Below are 17,773 nucleotides of genomic sequence, written 5' to 3' on the forward strand. Positions count from 1 at the left end.
TAATCTCTGCCGTTCCCGACCGGGAACGCTTTGATGCCCGGCCCGTTGCCGGCAGAGACCAGAAAGCGAATTCGACGTGGATATCTACACCATCATCTTCCTGGCGCTGGCCGTATTCATCTTTCTGCGCCTGCGCAGCGTTCTCGGCCAGCGCACGGGAAGCGAGCGGCCGCCGTATGATCGTGCAGCACCCAACGTCCTACAGCGCAGCCAGGATAACAACGTCGTGCCGATCCCGGGATCGGTGATCGATCAGCCGGCCCCGGCCGCGCCCGCCGAACCGGTCGAACCCACGGAACGCTGGAAGGGCATCGCAGAGCCCGGCACGCCGCTGGCGCAGGGTCTTGACGCGGTTGTCGCCCAGGATTCCTCGTTCGATCCGCGGCATTTCCTCTCGGGCGCCCGCTCGGCCTATGAAATGATCGTGCTGGCCTTCGCCAACGGCGATCGCCGCGCGCTGCGCGACCTGCTGTCGGCCGAGGTCTATGAAAGCTTCGAGGCCGCGATCAAGGATCGCGAGAAGCACGAGCAGAAGACCGAGACGCGGTTCGTGTCGATCGACAAGGCCGAGATCGTCAGCGCCGAGACGCGCGATCGCTCGACCCAGCTGACCGTCCGCTTCGTGTCGCAGATGATCTCGGTCACGCGCGACAAGGCGGGAACGATCGTCGACGGCAGCCCGGACAAGGTCGCCGACATCACCGACATCTGGACCTTCGCCCGCGACTCGACTTCCCGCGATCCGAATTGGAAGCTGGTTGGAACTGGAAGCGCTCACTAAACATCTCAGCTACGGGCGCCTCGCGATCGCGTGCTGTGCGCTCGCGGTTGTGTGCTCCACCGCGGCGATCGCCGCGCGCTACAGGTCGAGCCGGCACGCTCCGCCGCGACACGAGCATAGCCACCCGATCCCCTATCCCAATCTGGAACTGCCGTTGCAGGTCAGCGGCAGCCAGTACGAGCCGCTCGCCTGGGCCAACGTCTCCGGCTGGAGCGACGACGATCATCTCGCGGCCTACAAGGCGTTTCGCACCAGCTGCAAGCCGATCGCGGCCCAGCAGGGCGCGCCCGCGGATTCGAAGGCGCTCGGCAGCTCGCTGCGCGATCCCTGCGGGATCGCCAAGGGACTCGATCTCGCCAGTGGCGCGAAAGCGAAGGAATTCTTCGAGCAGAATTTTGTGCCGCTGCGGATCTCGCGGCTCGGCGAGGATGCCGGCTTCGTCACCGGCTATTACGAGCCGGTGCTCGATGGCTCGCGGACCCAGACCGACGTCTACAATGTTCCGGTCTATCGCCGGCCGTCCAACCTGTTCGTGCGCGGCAAGACGCAAGCGTCGGTCGGCCTGCCCAACAGCGGTCCTGTGTATCGCAAGATCGGCCGGCGCAAGCTCGTGCCCTATTACGATCGCGGTCAGATCGAGGACGGCGCGATCGCCGGCCGTGGGCTGGAGATCGCCTGGCTGAAGAGCCAGACCGATCTGTTGTTCGCGCAGATCCAGGGCTCGGCGCGGATCAAGTTCGAGGACGGCACCACCCTGCGCATCAATTACGACGCGCATAATGGCTATCCCTATACGCCGGTCGGACGGGTCCTGATCGACCGCGGCATCATCCCGAAGGACCAGATGTCGATGCAGAAGATCAGGGAGTGGATGGAGCAGAATCCCGACGGTGCCAAGGAGCTGCGGCGGCAGAATCGCGCCTATGTGTTCTTCCGCGAGGTTCCGCTGTCCGACAAGGACGAGGCGGTCGGCGCGCAGGGCGTGCCGCTGACGCCCGGCCGCTCGATCGCGGTCGACAAGGCGCTGCACGTCTACGGCACGCCGTTCTTCATTGCCGGCGAGCTGCCGATCGAATCCGAGCAATCCAAGACGCCGTTCCATCGCCTGATGATCGCGCAGGATACTGGATCGGCGATCGTCGGCCCGGCGCGCGCCGATCTCTATTTCGGAGCCGGCGCGGACGCCGGAAAGGTCTCGGGCCGGCTGCGGCACAATATGCAGTTCGTGATGCTGGTGCCGAAGGGTCTCGATCCCGTTGCGCGCGGCCACAAGCTGCCGATCCCTGACGAGCGGCCGTCGGCCAAAATCGCGAAGCTGTTTCCGCAGACCGATCCGCAGAAGGACAAGCCGGCGGATGTACCGACTGCGACCGTCGCTAGGGCTGGGAGCAAGGACGCCGCCAAGGCCCCGCCCGCGAAGGATGCTGCGCCCGCAGCACCGGCTGCAATGACCTCTGTTGCACAGTCGGCGCCTGTGGCAGAACCTGTGCCGCTGCCGGTCGCCCGGCCCGACATTCCGCAACCGGAGAAGCGGCGCACTCGGCGCTATCGCCATCACCGCGATCAATGAAACGACCCGCGCCGATCCCCGACCTGTCCGCTCCGTCACGGCGCAAGCGTGCGCTGAGCGAGGAAGAGCGTGCGCTCTGGGAGAGCGTGGCCAAGCAAGTCAAGCCGCTGCGCAAGAAGCCGGCCGCACCGAAAGCCCACGCCGACGCTTCTGACCCGGCCACGCACCACGCCGCGGCCAAGCCCATCCCGGTCAAGCCGGTGACGTCGGTCAAGGCGACGCCGGCGCCGCGCCCACAGGTGCCGCCGCTGGCGCCGATCGGCCGCCGCGAACGTGCAAAGCTGTCGCGCGGCCGGCAGGAGATCGATGCGCGGCTCGATCTGCACGGCATGACGCAGATCCGCGCGCACCGCGTGCTGTTCACCTTCCTGCAACGCGCGCACAGCGACGGGCTCACCTTCGTGCTCGTCATCACCGGCAAGGGCAAGGTCGGGGGGGCGGATTCCGAACGCGGCGTGCTGCGCCGCCAGGTGCCGGAATGGCTCAGCCTGCCGGAATTCCGTTCGCTGGTGGTCGGCTTCGAGGAAGCGCATATCGGCCATGGCGGCGAGGGCGCGCTCTATGTGCGCGTCCGGCGCGCGCGCTGAGCATGATCCGGAAAAGTGTGAAGCGGTTTTCCGAGAATGATCATGCGCAAACAAAATGATTAGAACGGCCGCACGATTCCGACGCGGGGGATCAGCGTAACGATCCAGCCTGATATCGTCGTCTTGCGATCGTCTGACGGGATCGGCGGCACGTCCTTCGACGCTGGCAGCATCCTGGTGGCGTGCAGCATCAGGAACATGCAAACCGCCCAGTTCGAGATCCAGCGCGAATAGTCGAACACGGTCACGAACATCCCGAAATAGCCGGCGCTGATCATGATGAGTGCGGCGAACACGATCCGCCGATGCAGCTCGTTCGCAAGCGCGCCGATCAGCCGCGCGAAATAGCGCCACAGCGGCGCATGCAGCCAGATCAGCAGCGCAAACACCGGGACGCCCAGGATGTTCGAGGGCATCCGCGCCCAGGTGTCGGCGAACTCCTTCGACAGCGGCTGGTACCAGATGTAGCCGAACTGAAGCAGGTCGGTCCGCGACGGATCGGCCATCCGGCTTTGCAGGTGACGGATGAATTCATCGTAGGGCACTTCGACCGTGCCGGCGAACTGCGCGACCAGGAACAGGATGCCGACTGCCGCGAGCGCCATAAGGCCGATGGCGATGTTCCGCGGCGTCACGCGTTGCATCAGATAGAAGCGCAGCACCACGATTGCCGCGATGGTCGGCACATACATCAGGACGAAGATGTGATGGATCAGGATCAGCAGGATCGAGAACAGCGCCGCGATCAGCACATAGACGACCGAGCGCGCCGGAATCAGCAGCAGCACGATCGTCAGCGCGCAGCCATAGATGTCGAAATGGCCGAGGGTGTGCATGAAATTCTTCAGGAAGAACGGCGATCCCGCGATGAAAATGAACAGCGGCCAATGCGCATCGTCGAAGCCGAATGTCCTCTGAAAGAGTGTGGCGAACAGGGCGAGCGTTACCAGCCAGACCGCGCCAGCCAACGCGAACACCAGCCACACCGGCACCTTGTCGGTGAACAGCGACACGATCGCGCCGATCAACGCGCGCTTGGTGAAGCCGTAGTGATAGTCGACCAAGAGATGGATGTACGGGACGAAGGGCGGCAGCGCGATCTTGTGCAGGAACACCCCGACCAGCACGGCCGCGTTGACGGCCAGCATCAAGCGCCAGGGATTTTGCCACCATCCTAGGTTCAAACTCATTGTCGTCCCGGGCAAGCGAAGCGCGACCCGGGACCCATAACCACAGGCCCGCGTTTGACGAGGACTGGTGCTGCAGCTTGCTTCAACGACGGGTGCCGGTGGTTATGGGTCCCTGCTTTCGCAGGGACGACGATCTTAGCGGGGCTGCCTACAAAATAAACCGGCTCAGATCGGCGTTCTTGGCGAGGTCGCCGACATGCTTGGTCACGTAATCGGCGTCGACCTGGATGGTCTCGCCGTGGCGATCGGGCGCGGTGAAGGAGATCTCGTCCAGCACCCGCTCCATCACGGTCTGCAGCCGGCGCGCGCCGATATTCTCGACCGTGGAATTCACCGCGACTGCGACATCGGCCAGCGCATCGATTGCGCTGTCGGTGACGTCGAGCGTGACGCCCTCGGTCTTCAGCAGCGCGACATATTGCTTGATCAGCGACGCCTCCGGCTCGGTCAGGATCCGCCGCATGTCGTCGCGGGACAGCGCCTGCAGCTCGACGCGGATCGGCAGGCGACCCTGCAGTTCGGGCAGCAGGTCCGAGGGCTTCGCGATATGGAAGGCGCCCGAGGCGATGAACAGGATGTGGTCGGTCTTGACCGCGCCGTGCTTGGTCGAGACCGTGGTGCCCTCGATCAGCGGCAGCAGGTCGCGCTGCACGCCTTCGCGGGAGACGTCGCCGCCCTGGCGGTTCTCGCGCACGCAGATCTTGTCGATCTCGTCGAGGAAGACGATGCCGTTGTTCTCGACGGCGTTGATCGCCTCCTGCACCAGCTGGTCGGTGTCGAGCAGCTTGTCGGATTCCTCGTTGACGAGGATCTCGTGCGAGCCTTCGACTGTCAGGCGGCGCGTCTTGCTGCGTCCGCCCATCTTGCCGAAGATGTCGCCGAGCGAGATCGCGCCCATCTGGGCGCCGGGCATGCCGGGGATTTCGAACATCGGCATGCCGCTGCCGGACGACTGCGTCTCGATCTCGATTTCCTTGTCGTTGAGCTCGCCGGCGCGCAGCTTCTTGCGGAACGACTCCCGCGTCGCCGGGCTCGATGCGGGGCCGACCAGCGCATCCAGCACGCGCTCCTCGGCGGCGAGCTGGGCACGGGCCTGAACGTCCTTGCGCTTGCGCTCGCGGGTCTGCGAAATCGCCACCTCGACGAGGTCGCGGACGATCTGCTCGACGTCGCGGCCGACATAGCCGACCTCGGTGAACTTGGTGGCTTCGACCTTGAGGAACGGTGCGCCCGCAAGCTTGGCCAGCCGCCGCGCGATCTCGGTCTTGCCGACGCCGGTCGGCCCGATCATCAGGATGTTCTTGGGCAGAACCTCCTCGCGCAGGGAACCGGCAAGCTGCAGCCGCCGCCAGCGGTTGCGCAGCGCGATCGACACCGCGCGCTTGGCATCGGCCTGGCCGACGATGAAACGGTCAAGTTCAGAAACGATTTCGCGGGGGGAGAAGTCGGTCATTGGCTCTAGCTAGGTTGAAAGAATGGTCTCGGCAAGCGCCGTTCCGCGCCTGCGACGTTAGCTCATTGTTTGAGCATGATCTTTTCGGAAAACCGCTTCGCACTTTTCCGGATCATGCTCTAGGTCATTTGTCGCGGATCATCAGCAGCGCAGGCCCATCAGGCGTATCGACCATTCCGGCCTCCCGAAAGCCCGCTTTCGCATAGGCACGCACGGCACGCGCATTGGCCGGATCGGGATCGGTGACGATGCGTGGTGCGCCTCGCGCCAGCCGGTCGTCGACAAAGGCGCGGATCAGCGCCGAGCCGTGACCACCCACCATCATGTCGGGCGCGCCGATGAAGAGATCGATGCCGCGGGTGCCTTCCGGTTGCTTGCCGAAGCCGGAATTCCACGCCGTCAGGTCGTAGCACTGGATGTAACCGAAATCGTTGCCCTCGGCGGCAACGATGAACTGGTCCATCGCCGGCTCGTCGAGGTCGCCGCTGACGAGCGCATATTGCTCGGCCGGATCGCCCCACCACTCCCTGACATGCGGCAACGCCAGCCACTGCCTGATCTGCGGCAGGTCGGCTGTCGTCATCGGGCGGAAACGATAGGGGCCGGCCATGCTCAGCCGCCGATCGTCTCGATCGTCACGTTCCGGTTGGTGTAGACGCAGATATCGGCGGCGATATCCAGCGCGCGGCGCACGATGGTCTCGGCGTCCTTGTCGGTATCGACCAGCGCCCGGGCCGCGGCGAGGGCGTAGTTGCCGCCGGAGCCGATCGCCATGACCCCGGATTCGGGCTCCAGCACGTCGCCGGTGCCGGTCAGCACCAGGGAAACGTCCTTGTCGGCCACGATCATCATGGCTTCCAGCCGGCGCAGATAGCGGTCGGTCCGCCAGTCCTTGGCGAGCTCGACGGCCGCCCGGGTCAGCTGCCCCGGATATTGCTCCAGCTTGCTTTCCAGCCGCTCGAACAGGGTGAAGGCGTCGGCGGTGGCGCCGGCAAAGCCGCCGATCACGTCGCCCTTGCCGATCCGGCGGACCTTCTTGGCATTGGCCTTGATCACGGTCTGGCCGATCGAGACCTGCCCGTCACCGCCGATCACCACCTTGCCGCCCTTGCGGACCGTGCAGATCGTGGTGCCATGCCAGACCGGCAGCTCATTTTGGGATGCTTGCATAGGTTACCTCTCTTCCGGGCAGATTTAGGCGGTCGGGCAGGGGGTTACAATCAGGCGATTTAGCAAGGAATTTGGGTCACCATGGCCCGAAGTTAGGGCGTTTCGGGGTCATCCCGCAGTAGCGAAGGTGACATCAGCCTGTTAAAAGACCGGCGTTTTCGGCACGGGAAAGCTTAATCTTCATGCGCACGGCAACCATCAAGCGCAAGACCAAGGAGACCGACATCGAGGTGACGGTCAACCTCGACGGAGCAGGCGTATCCACGGTTTCGACCGGGATCGGCTTCTTCGACCATATGCTCGACCTCCTGGCCCGGCATTCGCGCATCGACATCACGGTGAAGGCGGATGGCGATCTCCATGTCGATTACCACCACACCACCGAAGACGTCGGAATCGCGCTCGGGCAGGCCGTGAAGCAGGCGCTCGGCAACATGGCCGGCATCACCCGCTACGCCTCGATCCATATGCCGATGGACGAGACGCTGTCGCGCGTCGTGATCGACATTTCCGGCCGCCCGGTGCTGGTGTTCAAGGTCGAGTTCCCGCGCGACAAGATCGGCGAGTTCGATACCGAGCTGGTGCGCGAGTGGTTCAACGCCTTCGCGATGAACGCCGGCGTGACTCTCCACGTCGAGACCCTATATGGCGAGAACAGCCATCATATCTCCGAATCCTGTTTCAAGGGTTTGGCGAGGGCACTCCGGACCGCAGTTGCGATCGATCCGCGTGCCCAGGGCGAAGTGCCCTCGACGAAGGGTCAGCTCGGCGGCTGACCCCGGGAGCATGATCCGGAAACGGTGGCACCGGTTTTCCCGGAGATCATGCGGTAAGTAAAAGTCCATCCTCGGCGGAGCGTTCGATGCCGGTCTATACAGTGCATGCCCCCGTGGCCAACGGCGCCGATCTCGCGGCGGCCGACAAGTTCGTCTTCGTGCGCGACGGCTTCCATTTCTGGGCCGCGGTCGCCGGTGTGATCTGGCTGGTCTGGCATCGGCTCTGGCTGGCGCTGATCGGCTGGCTGGTGCTGACCTTCGCGATCGATTTTGCGCTGGCCAAGCTCGGGATCGGCCGCGGCGCGATCTTGCTCGTCGACCTGGTGTTGATGGTGCTGATCGGGCTGGAGGCTGCGACATTGCAACGCTGGACGCTGTCGCGGCGCAAATGGCGCCAGCTCGACATCGTCGTGGCCGACAACGTGGAGGCTGCCGAGCGCCGCTTCTTTGAGCGCTGGACCGCGCGGCATCGCGGCGGCTTCAACGACCAGCGGTCTGTCGATCGCGGCGGACCGCCGCCGACCCGGGACGTTCCCGGTCAATCATTCTCGAAACCCCCGCCGATGCCGCAGGGCGGCATCATCGGATTGTTTCCAGAGCCAGGAGGATCGCGATGACCGTTGCAATCATCGATTACGGCTCCGGCAATCTGCATTCGGCGGCAAAGGCCTTCGAGCGCGCCGCGCGCAGCATGCAGGACCCGCAAGCCATCAAGGTAACGCGCGATCCCGATGCGGTGTATCGCGCCGATCGGATCGTGCTGCCCGGCGTCGGCGCGTTCGCCGATTGCCGCCGCGGCGTCGATGCGGTCGACGGCATGCTGGAAGCGCTCACCGAGGCGGTGCGGGTCAAGGCGCGGCCGTTCTTCGGCATCTGCGTCGGCATGCAGCTGATGGCGACGCGCGGCAAGGAGCACGTCATCACCGAAGGCTTCAACTGGATCGGCGGCGACGTCGTGAAGATCGAGCCGCGCGACGAGAGCCTGAAGGTCCCGCACATGGGCTGGAATACGCTCGACATGGTGCGCGAGCACCCGGTGCTGGAGCGGCTGCCGCTCGGGCCGAAGGGACGCCACGCCTATTTCGTGCACTCCTATCACCTCGCCGCCGCCAACGAGGCGGACGTGCTGGCGCGCGCCGACTACGGCGGGCCGGTGACCGCGATCGTCGGCAAGGACACCGCGATCGGCACCCAGTTTCACCCCGAGAAGAGCCAGCGCTTCGGCCTCGCTCTGATCTCCAACTTCTTGAAGTGGAAGCCGTGATTCTCTTTCCAGCGGTTGATCTGAAGAACGGCCAGTGCGTGCGCCTGGAGCAGGGCGACATGGCGCGCGCCACTGTGTTCAATCTCGATCCGGCGGCGCAGGCTAAGAGCTTCGCCGCGCAGGGCTTCGAATATCTCCACGTCGTCGATCTCGACGGTGCCTTCGCCGGCAAGCCGATGAATGCGCATGCGGTGGAGGCGATGCTGAAGGCCGTCACCATGCCGGTGCAGCTCGGCGGCGGCATCCGCGACCTCAAGACCATCGAGGCCTGGCTCGACAAGGGCATCACCCGCGTCATCATCGGCACAGCGGCGGTGCGCGATCCGGATCTGGTGAAGGGCGCCGCCAAGAAATTCCCCGGCCGCGTCGCCGTGGGCCTCGATGCGCGCGACGGCAAGGTCGCGGTCGAGGGCTGGGCCGAGACCTCGCATGTGACCGCGCTCGAGATCGCGCAGCGCTTCGAGGACGCCGGCGTCGCCGCGATCATCTTCACCGACATCGCCCGCGACGGCCTGCTCAAGGGCCTCAACCTCGACGCCACGATCGCCCTCGCCGACCGCATCTCGATTCCGGTGATCGCCTCCGGCGGCTTTGCCTCGATCGACGACGTCAAGGCGTTGCTGGAGCCGCGTGCCAACAAGCTCGCCGGCGCCATCGTCGGCCGCGCGCTCTACGACGGACGGCTTGATCCCGCCGCCGCGCTCAAGCTGATCCGCAGCGCGGCTTAGGAGACAGAGACATGTTCAAGGTTCGTGTGATCCCCTGTCTCGACGTCAAGGACGGGCGCGTGGTCAAGGGCGTCAACTTCGTCGATTTGCGCGACGCCGGCGATCCGGTCGAGGCCGCGATCGCCTATGACGCCGCCGGCGCCGACGAGCTCACCTTCCTCGACATCACCGCCACCCATGAGAACCGCGGCATCATGCTGGATGTGGTGCGGCGGACGGCGGAGGCCTGCTTCATGCCGCTGACCGTGGGCGGCGGCGTCCGCACCGTCGACGACATCAAGACCCTGCTGCGGTCCGGCGCCGACAAGGTCTCGATCAATTCCGCGGCCGTCAGCCGCCGCGAATTCGTCAAGGAGGCGGCCGAGAAGTACGGCGAGCAATGCATCGTGGTCGCGATCGACGCCAAGCGGGTCAAGCGCGCCGGCGGCTCGGAGCGCTGGGAGATCTTCACCCATGGTGGGCGTAATGCCACCGGGATCGATGCCATCGAATATGCCCAGGAGGTCGTCGCGCTCGGCGCCGGCGAAATCCTGCTGACCTCGATGGACCGGGACGGCACGAGGCAGGGCTTTGACCTGCCGCTGACCCGGGCGATCGCGGACAGTCTTCCCGTACCGGTCATCGCGTCCGGTGGCGTCGGCAATCTCGATCATTTGGTCGATGGCGTCCGCGAGGGTCATGCCACCGGCGTGCTGGCCGCCTCGATCTTCCACTTCGGGGAATTTACCATCCGCCAGGCCAAGGATCACATGGTGCGCGCCGGCCTGCCGATGCGCCTCGATCCTTAGTGCGTGGTCCGGAATAGTGGAGACGGGTTTTCCGAAAAGACCAAGCTCAAACAGAGTGGTTGGGGACTCCTTGTCACAAAAATGCTAAGCCCCCACCTAGGGATGGCACCAAAGCGGTGCCGGTGCGCATGCTTGAGTTGAGTTGATGTCGCGTTTCACGGTCCACGATCTGGCTGCCACCATCGACGCCCGCGCTGCAACGGGCGGCGAGGCGTCCTATACCCGCAAGCTGCTCGACAAGGGCGCGGAGCATTGCGCCAAGAAATTGGGCGAGGAAGCGGTCGAGACCGTGATCGCCGCGGTCGGGAATGACCGTGATCATCTCATCGCGGAAAGTGCCGATCTGGTGTTTCATCTGCTGGTTCTGTTGAAGTCACGCGGCGTGAAGCTGGAGGATGTCGAGGCCGCGCTGGAGAAGCGCACCTCGATGTCGGGACTGGAAGAGAAGGCGTCGCGCAAGCGCGACTAGCGCACATGATCGAGCGCATTGATGAGAGGGGCGGCCTCATGGACATCCGGGCACCAGATCAACAATACAACCCCTACCGCACCTTCACGCGCCAGCAATGGTCGCATTTGCGCGACGATACGCCGATGACGCTCGAGCCGGGCGAGTTCGACCGCCTGCGTTCGATGCACGACCGCCTCGATTTGCAGGAGGTCGAGGACATCTACCTGCCGCTGTCGCGACTGCTCTCCATTTATGTCGATGCGACCCAGCGGCTGTATTATTCGCAGCGCCAGTTCCTCAACATCCGCGACCGCAAGATGCCCTATATCGTCGGCGTCGCCGGCTCCGTCGCGGTCGGCAAGTCGACCACGGCCCGCGTGCTGCAGGCGCTGTTGGCGCGCTGGTCACCGCGGCCGAAGGTCGACCTGATCACGACCGACGGTTTCCTGTTTCCGAATGCCGTGCTCGAGCGGCAGGGCATCATGCAGAAGAAGGGCTTTCCTGAGAGCTACGACCTGCCGACCCTGCTGTCGTTCCTCAGCGACATCAAGGCGGGACGGCGCCGCGTGCGTGCGCCGGTCTATTCGCATCTGACCTATGACATCGTGCCGAACAAATGGGTCGAGATCGATCAGCCCGACATCCTGATCGTCGAGGGCGTCAACGTACTGCAGACCGGGCGGCTGCCGCGCGACGGCAAGGCGGTGCCGTTCGTTTCCGACTTCTTCGATTTCTCGGTCTATATCGACGCCGACGAGTCCGCGCTGCGGCAGTGGTACATCAAGCGCTTCCTGGCGCTGCGCGACACCGCGTTCACCGATCCAAGGTCCTACTTCCACCGCTATGCGCTGCTGTCGGACGAGGAAGCGACGGCAACCGCGATCGCGATCTGGGAGCGCACCAACCTCGCCAATCTCGAGGACAACATCCTGCCGACCCGGCCGCGCGCGACGCTGATCCTGAAGAAGGGCGCCGACCACGTGGTGCAGTCGGTCGCGCTGCGCCGGCTGTAAGTTCTGACCCGCTAAAAGCTGACCACATCAGTTGTGTCGTCCCGGCCAAGTGCGCAATTGCGCACGGGGGGCCGGGACCCATACGCCGCCGGCCCTTGCAAAAGGCACGCGGAGAGACGGTCGTTCACCAATTAACATTCGTGGTTATGGGTCCCGGCCTTCGCCGGGACGACGCGGAGTTTGCGGCCACTACGCCGCGACATGCCGCGCAGCGGCCAGGCCTGCTAGCGCTTCTTCCAGCTTCTCGCGGTCGAGTGGCTTGATCAGGAAGCCATCCATGCCGGCTTCGAAGCAGGCGTAGCGATCCTCCACCAGCGTGTTGGCGGTCAGCGCCAGGATCGGCGTCCGGCGTCCGGACTGGCCGGCCAGCCCGCCGGACTCGTGGGCGCGGATCTGCTTGGTGGTCTCGATGCCGTTGAGGCGCGGCATCTGGATGTCCATCAGCACGAGATCATAGGGCGTGCCGGCCGACGTCGCCGAGAGCCAGGATTCCATCGCCTGCTCGCCATTGGTGGTGATGACGACGCTGTGGCCGAGCCGGGCGAGCAGCGAGCGCATCAGGAGCGCGTTGATCTCATTGTCTTCTGCAACCAGGATCGTGAGCCCTAGCGGCGCGGCCGCCGGCGCAGTGGGCGCGGACTCAGTGACTGTCTCGATTGCAGGGCTTGGCGTAACAAGACTTGGCGTCACAAGGCTTGGTGCGGCGATTTCGGGTGACGCGGTCAGGCGCGCGGCGAGCGACGACGCACGCAGCGGCTTGACCAGATAGCCGGTGAATGCGGCCGTCTCGGAAGCCGAAAGGTCCTGCCGCGTCGCCGGCGTGACCATCACGATCCGATGGGTTGCGTGGATGCGAGCAGCGTTGGCGAACGTCTCGATCGTCGGCGTGCCGAGCGTGTGATCGATCAGCACCGTGTGCCAGCTCCGCTCCGGCAGCAAGGCCTTGGCGACATCGGCATCCGACACGATGCAGGTCTGCGCGCCCCAGCGTTGCAGCCGCCGCGAGATCAGCGAGGCCTCGATGCTGTGCGGCGCGATCAGCATGATCGATTGCCCGGCGAGGTCGGGCGCGGTGAAGCCGTTGGCCTCGCCGGTGTCGGCAGCAACGAGCGGAATCGAGACCTCGAAGGTCGAGCCCGCGCCCGGCGTGCTTGCGAGCGAGATCCGGCCGCCCATTCGCTTGACGATGCGATCGCTGATCGAGAGGCCGAGCCCGGTGCCGCCATAGCTGCGCGCGATGCGGTCGTCGGCCTGCTCGAATTCCCGGAAGATGCGCTGCTGCGCTTCCGGTGCGATGCCGATGCCGGTGTCGCGAACCAGGAAGCTGATCTCGTTCGGCCAGATGCCGGGCTCGACGATCAGCGCCACGCCGCCGGTCGCGGTGAACTTGATGGCGTTGCCGGCGAGATTGAGCAGCACCTGGCGCAGCCGCGCGGCGTCGCCGGTCACCTGCATCGGCAACCGCTCGTCGACATAGGCGGCGATCTCGATGCCCTTGGCCTCCGCGCGCGGCGCCAGCAATTCGGTGATCTCCTCGATCAGGCCGGACAGCGCGAAGGCGCGGTGTTCGAGATCGATCTTGCCGGCTTCGATCTTGGAATAGTCGAGCAGCTCCTCGATCAGCGCGAGCAGCGCGTCGCCGGAGGTCTTGACCGCCTTGACGTAGGTGGTCTGCTCCGGCGTCAGCTGGGTGTCCATCAGCAGTCCGCTCATGCCGATGATGCCGTTCAGCGGGGTGCGGATCTCGTGGCTTGCCATCGCGAGGAAGCGCGACTTGGCGCGGTTGGCGGCATCGGCCTGGTCGCGGGCTTCGGCCAGCGCGCGCTCGCTCTCGGTGCGGTCGGTGACGTCGCGGCCGACGCTCTGCATCTCCGCCGGCGCGCCGGCATCGTTGCGCACGAGGCCCTCGCGCCAGGCGATCCAGCGCGGCCCGTGCGGTCCCTCGATCTTCTGGTCGTAGACCCGCGTGCCGTTGGATTCGAGCGCGGTGTCGCCCTGCTCGAGCACCTTGAGGGTAGCGGTGCTGCCGATCAATTCGCCGCGCGGGATCTGCGCCAGCGCGCAATAAGCGTCGTTGGCATAGGTGATGAGGCCGTCGAGGTCGCGCAGCACGATCAAATCGTCCTGCGCCTCGAACAGGGTGGAGGCGCGCTGTTCGGCCTCCTGCAGTTCCCAGTTGCGATCGGCCATCGCCTCATTGTGCATGACGATGGTGCGCAACCTTCTGCGCATCAGCCGCAACCGGATGCCGAGCGTCACGATCCAGAGACAGGCGAGCGCGAACAGGAAGCTGACGCCGATCGCGAATATATTGGGATCGTAGCCGCTGTGGCTCGAGAGCGCGCCGGAAATGAACCCGAAGGCGCCGCCGAATGCGACGGAAAAGATCGTGAAGGAACGGACGATCGTCGCAACCCAGGAATGGCGCCGCAGGAAGCGGCGAAGGCGCAACTTGATCCGGAAGAAACGCCCCATCAATGGTGGTCCTGAGAGTGCCCGATCTGGCGATGAGGATGCGTCGGCCACCTTGAAAAGTGCTTGAGGTTGGTGGCCGTTTCGCGCCGCCCTCGGAACAGGGTTAGCGGGAGGTTAACTCCGCCACTGTCTGGTCGCGGAAGCGCGCGTGCGGCGCGAGCGATGCCGCTTCGAGACGGCGGTGTCCGCCGCGGGCGCTGACGATCAGCGCCGCGGCGTCGCGCGCCGAGAACGTCTTCGACTGCACGTAGACGCCGTAATCGAACGGACCGTCATGGGAAAGATAGATGATCGGGCCGGTTGCGGTCGGCGCGCCGGAAATCCCGATCAGCTGCGGCACGGCGTTGCTTTCGCAGGCGCCGGCCTCGGCATCGTCGATGTCGTCGATCATCGTGAAGTCGGCGGCCTCGGCGCTGTCGGCGATCCGGACCCGGACGGTGGCAAGGCTGGGGTCGTCGGTGAAGCTGACGTGAAGCTGCGCCTGCCAGGGGACCGATGCGATCTGCATCGTGGCGCCGCCGACCTCGATGCAGGGCCCAGGACCCGGCAGGAATTCAGCGCGGGCGAATACCGCGGCCACGGCAAGGGGGACCACCGAGGCCAGAACCTTCATACGCAACATGACACAACTCGCTCGACCCAAGCTTGCCGCGGATCGCGGTGCTTATGGTTTGCGGAGCGTAAATGAGAGTGGTTACCGTCGTGTTGACGCGGATGATTCCGGCATGAATCGGGACAGTGCTCCGGTTCGAGTCACGCCGCGCGGCGCAAATCGTCGGCCAATGCACGATAGGACAGCGCTTCGGCGAGGTGCAGCCGGCCGATCGTCTCGGCGCCGTCGAGATCGGCGAGCGTGCGCGCCACCCGCAGCACGCGGTGATAACCGCGCGCGGTGAGGTGCATGGTCTCGGCCGCTTCGCGGAGCAGCTTCTGGCCATGCGCGTCGGGCTGCGCGATGGTCTCGAGCAGCGCGCTCGGCGCTTCCGCATTGGTGCGGACATGCGGCATGCCGGCCGCCGCGAAGCGCGCAAGCTGGATGTCGCGCGCGGCCGCGACGCGGGCGGCGACCTCGGCCGAGCCCTCCGCCGGCGGCGGCAGGATCAGATCGGCCGCGGTCACGGCCGGCACCTCGATCCGCAGGTCGATCCGATCCATCAGCGGCCCGGAGATCCGCATCTGGTAATCTGAGGTGCAGCGGTCGAGCCGGCCGCGCTTGCAGGAATAGCCGGGCTCAAAGGCGTGGCCGCAGCGGCACGGGTTCATCGCTGCGACCAGCATGAAGCGCGCCGGATAGGTGACGCGATGGTTGGCCCGGCTCACCGAGACTTCGCCGTTCTCGAGCGGCTGGCGCAGCGAATCCAGCACACGCGGATCGAACTCCGGCAATTCGTCGAGGAACAGCACGCCCTGATGCGCGAGCGAGATCTCGCCCGGCTTGGCGCGCATGCCGCCGCCGGTCAGCGCCGCCATGCTGGCGGAATGATGCGGGCTGCGGAACGGGCGCCGCGCGGTCAATGCGCCGTCGCGGATCTCGCCGGCGACGGACGCGATCATCGAGACTTCGAGCAATTCGGATGGCGACAGCGGTGGCAGGATCGAAGGCAGCCGCGCCGCCAGCATCGATTTGCCGGCGCCGGGTGAGCCCATCATGAGCAAATGGTGTCCGCCGGCGGCGGCGATCTCGAGCGCGCGCTTTGCGCTCTCCTGGCCCTTGATGTCGCGCAGGTCGAGCAGCGCTTCCTCGCGCGCCTCGTTTTGGTCTTGCACCTTCGGCTGCGGGCGCGACAGCACCTGCGTGCCCTTGAAGTGATTGGCGATCTGGATCAGCGATTGGGCTGCGATGATCTGGATGTCCGGGCTCGCCCAGGCGGCCTCCGAGCCGCAGGCGGCCGGACAGATCAATCCCTCGTCGCGCGAATTGGCGCCGATCGCCGCCGGCAGCACGCCCGCCACCGGTGCGATCGAGCCGTCGAGCCCGAGTTCGCCAAGCACGGTGAAGCCGCTGAGCGCATCCGGCGGGATCGCCCCGATCGCCGCCATCAGGCCGAGCGCGATCGGCAGGTCGTAATGGCTGCCCTCCTTGGGCAGGTCGGCCGGCGCGAGGTTGACGGTGATGCGGCGGGCGGGAAGCGCGAGGCCGGAGGCGATCAGCGCCGAGCGCACCCGCTCGCGCGCCTCCGACACCGCCTTGTCGGGCAGGCCGACGATCGCAAACGCCGGCAATCCCGGCGCGACCTGGACCTGTACGTCGACCGCACGGGCCTCAATCCCCTCGAAAGCGACGGTGGAAACCCGCTGGACCATGCTGCCCCTATCTTCCGCCACCCAAGGTAGCGGAGCGGATTGCCCAGCGCAAGAACATTAAGAGAACATCCGGGGGCGACGCGCGCCGCCCCCGGATGCGCCCGCCGTCACAGCGTCATCTGCATCGGCTCGGGATAGTAATGGAAGCCCTCGCCGGCCTTGGCGACGTGGCCGTAGCCGGGCCAGGCGAAGTGATAGGACATCACGGGCGTCTTGTTGGCGGCCAGCATCTCGAGCAGCTTGACCCGTGAGTTCGCCGCCTGTTTCGGATCGGTATCGTAGGAGAACTCCATCCGCGGCCGCTCCAAGAGCAGCACCGCGTGATGCGAGAGGTCGCCGAGGAAGGCAAAGGACTTGCCGCCCGAGCTCACCATGAAGATGGTGTGGCCCACGGTGTGGCCGGGCGCTGCGATCGCCTGCACGCCGGGCAGGAATTCCTGGCCATCCTTGAAGAACACGATGCGATCGCGCACCGGCAGCAGGTTCTTGCGGGCGTGCACCACAAAGTCCTTCAACGGACTGCCCATCTTGCCTTCGTCGGTCCAGAAATCGAGATCGCTTTGCGCGATGTAGTACTGCGCATTCGGGAACAGCGGCTTGTTGTCGGCATCGACAATGCCGCCGATATGATCGATATGCGCGTGCGACAGCACGACGGCGTCGATGTCCTCCGGCTTGATGCCGGCTTCCTTCATGCTCTTCTGCTGCCGGCCGGTGGTCGGACCGAACGCCTTCGACGTGCCCATGCCGGTATCGAACAGGATCAGTTTGTCGCCCATGTTGACGATCGGCGAGTTCTGCTCGAGCACGACATTGTCGGGCGAGAGGAAGTTGTCGGAGAGCATCTTCTTCACTTCTTCCTTCGGCACGCCGGTGAAGGTGCCGGAGGGATCGCCGAGCGGAAGCGGGCCGTCGGAGACGACGGTCACTTCGGCATCGCCGAGAACGAAGCGGTGCCAATAGGGTGTCTGCGTGCCGAGCTTCGGCGCGCGTGCCTGCGCGGTGCCGCCGAGAAGTGTGCTGGCGCCGAGACCGGCACCGAGCGCGAGCAAGGATCGTCGTGAGACATTGAGCGTCATAACGTCTTCCTCCACAATTTTTATGATGTTTTCGCGTTGTTGCCCGCGCGTTGACCCGCCGCTTGACCTGACGCAGGCAAGAGAATGCTGCCCTCGCCCGCGCAAGCTGGCAAGTAGAATAAGGCGAACGCACACGCGCCCGTA

General features: G+C 65.4%; 18 protein-coding genes. 10 read left to right on the top strand and 8 right to left on the bottom strand.

Going from position 1 to position 17,773, the window contains the following annotated elements:
- Positions 1–76 precede the first annotated feature (76 nt).
- Genes AAFG13_RS26700 through AAFG13_RS26710 form a run of 3 tightly spaced genes read left to right on the top strand, consistent with a single transcriptional unit; the run spans position 77 to position 2,938 of the window.
- Positions 77–781 carry a Tim44/TimA family putative adaptor protein gene (locus tag AAFG13_RS26700; RefSeq protein ID WP_212312750.1) on the top strand — a complete coding sequence of 235 codons (705 nt, stop codon included), beginning with the start codon at positions 77–79 and terminating at the stop codon, positions 779–781.
- Entirely contained in the window at positions 759–2,351 is a 1,593-nt protein-coding gene (locus AAFG13_RS26705) for an MltA domain-containing protein (RefSeq protein ID WP_249132625.1), read from the top strand. Before AAFG13_RS26700 ends, AAFG13_RS26705 begins: the two co-directional genes overlap by 23 nt.
- Positions 2,348–2,938 carry a Smr/MutS family protein gene (locus AAFG13_RS26710; protein WP_212312748.1) on the top strand — a complete coding sequence of 197 codons (591 nt, stop codon included), beginning with the start codon at positions 2,348–2,350 and terminating at the stop codon, positions 2,936–2,938. The genes AAFG13_RS26705 and AAFG13_RS26710 overlap by 4 nt, the downstream gene beginning before the upstream one ends.
- Before the next feature lie 59 nt (positions 2,939–2,997).
- On the opposite strand, the gene AAFG13_RS26715 is transcribed toward AAFG13_RS26710, so the two are convergent.
- The 4 genes from AAFG13_RS26715 to hslV all read right to left on the bottom strand — a co-directional run bounded on the left by AAFG13_RS26715 (position 2,998) and on the right by hslV (position 6,751).
- The gene (locus AAFG13_RS26715; protein ID WP_212312746.1) at positions 2,998–4,128 is read right to left on the bottom strand and encodes a hypothetical protein; all 1,131 of its coding nucleotides are present in this window, start codon (positions 4,126–4,128) and stop codon (positions 2,998–3,000) included.
- A gap of 148 nt (positions 4,129–4,276) precedes the next feature.
- Positions 4,277–5,581, bottom strand: coding sequence for an ATP-dependent protease ATPase subunit HslU (gene hslU, locus AAFG13_RS26720; protein WP_212312744.1), 1,305 nt, complete (start codon positions 5,579–5,581; stop codon positions 4,277–4,279).
- 124 nt (positions 5,582–5,705) lie between these two features.
- Positions 5,706–6,191 (bottom strand): GNAT family N-acetyltransferase, encoded by a 486-nt coding sequence (locus AAFG13_RS26725; protein ID WP_342708702.1) that lies wholly within the window; start codon positions 6,189–6,191, stop codon positions 5,706–5,708.
- Positions 6,192–6,193: 2 nt separating this feature from the next.
- Entirely contained in the window at positions 6,194–6,751 is a 558-nt protein-coding gene (hslV, locus tag AAFG13_RS26730; RefSeq protein ID WP_024583062.1) for an ATP-dependent protease subunit HslV, read from the bottom strand.
- A gap of 182 nt (positions 6,752–6,933) precedes the next feature.
- Here hslV and hisB point away from each other — a divergent pair, with 182 nt between their 5' ends.
- The 7 genes from hisB (at position 6,934) to coaA (ending at position 11,771) form a co-directional block, all read left to right on the top strand.
- A complete protein-coding gene (gene hisB, locus AAFG13_RS26735) occupies positions 6,934–7,527 on the top strand; it encodes an imidazoleglycerol-phosphate dehydratase HisB (protein ID WP_021078165.1) in 594 nt (197 codons plus the stop codon).
- Positions 7,528–7,613: 86 nt separating this feature from the next.
- Positions 7,614–8,144 carry a DUF2628 domain-containing protein gene (locus AAFG13_RS26740; RefSeq protein ID WP_342708703.1) on the top strand — a complete coding sequence of 177 codons (531 nt, stop codon included), beginning with the start codon at positions 7,614–7,616 and terminating at the stop codon, positions 8,142–8,144.
- Positions 8,141–8,791, top strand: coding sequence for an imidazole glycerol phosphate synthase subunit HisH (gene hisH / locus AAFG13_RS26745; protein ID WP_342708704.1), 651 nt, complete (start codon positions 8,141–8,143; stop codon positions 8,789–8,791). Before AAFG13_RS26740 ends, hisH begins: the two co-directional genes overlap by 4 nt.
- Complete coding sequence (hisA, locus tag AAFG13_RS26750; protein ID WP_342708705.1) at positions 8,788–9,519, top strand: 1-(5-phosphoribosyl)-5-[(5-phosphoribosylamino)methylideneamino]imidazole-4-carboxamide isomerase; 732 nt, start codon at positions 8,788–8,790, stop codon at positions 9,517–9,519. Before hisH ends, hisA begins: the two co-directional genes overlap by 4 nt.
- 11 nt (positions 9,520–9,530) lie before the next feature.
- Entirely contained in the window at positions 9,531–10,307 is a 777-nt protein-coding gene (hisF, locus tag AAFG13_RS26755; protein WP_342708706.1) for an imidazole glycerol phosphate synthase subunit HisF, read from the top strand.
- Positions 10,308–10,452: 145 nt separating this feature from the next.
- Positions 10,453–10,776, top strand: a complete 324-nt coding sequence (locus tag AAFG13_RS26760; protein ID WP_176534535.1) for a phosphoribosyl-ATP diphosphatase — start codon at positions 10,453–10,455, stop codon at positions 10,774–10,776.
- A 38-nt stretch (positions 10,777–10,814) separates the two neighbouring features.
- Positions 10,815–11,771 carry a type I pantothenate kinase gene (coaA, locus tag AAFG13_RS26765; RefSeq protein WP_092126399.1) on the top strand — a complete coding sequence of 319 codons (957 nt, stop codon included), beginning with the start codon at positions 10,815–10,817 and terminating at the stop codon, positions 11,769–11,771.
- Positions 11,772–11,960: 189 nt separating this feature from the next.
- On the opposite strand, the gene AAFG13_RS26770 is transcribed toward coaA, so the two are convergent.
- The 4 genes from AAFG13_RS26770 to AAFG13_RS26785 form a co-directional block, all read right to left on the bottom strand.
- On the bottom strand, positions 11,961–14,246 hold the full coding sequence (locus AAFG13_RS26770) for a response regulator (protein ID WP_342708707.1): 2,286 nt from the start codon (positions 14,244–14,246) through the stop codon (positions 11,961–11,963).
- Between the two features lie 103 nt (positions 14,247–14,349).
- Positions 14,350–14,868, bottom strand: a complete 519-nt coding sequence (locus tag AAFG13_RS26775; RefSeq protein WP_342708708.1) for a hypothetical protein — start codon at positions 14,866–14,868, stop codon at positions 14,350–14,352.
- Positions 14,869–14,999: 131 nt separating this feature from the next.
- On the bottom strand, positions 15,000–16,550 hold the full coding sequence (locus tag AAFG13_RS26780) for a YifB family Mg chelatase-like AAA ATPase (RefSeq protein WP_212312731.1): 1,551 nt from the start codon (positions 16,548–16,550) through the stop codon (positions 15,000–15,002).
- 107 nt (positions 16,551–16,657) lie between these two features.
- Entirely contained in the window at positions 16,658–17,629 is a 972-nt protein-coding gene (locus tag AAFG13_RS26785; protein WP_212312729.1) for an MBL fold metallo-hydrolase, read from the bottom strand.
- Positions 17,630–17,773 lie beyond the last annotated feature (144 nt).

This window comes from Bradyrhizobium sp. B124 (assembly GCF_038967635.1).
In the GTDB taxonomy this organism is placed as follows: Bacteria; Pseudomonadota; Alphaproteobacteria; order Rhizobiales; family Xanthobacteraceae; genus Bradyrhizobium.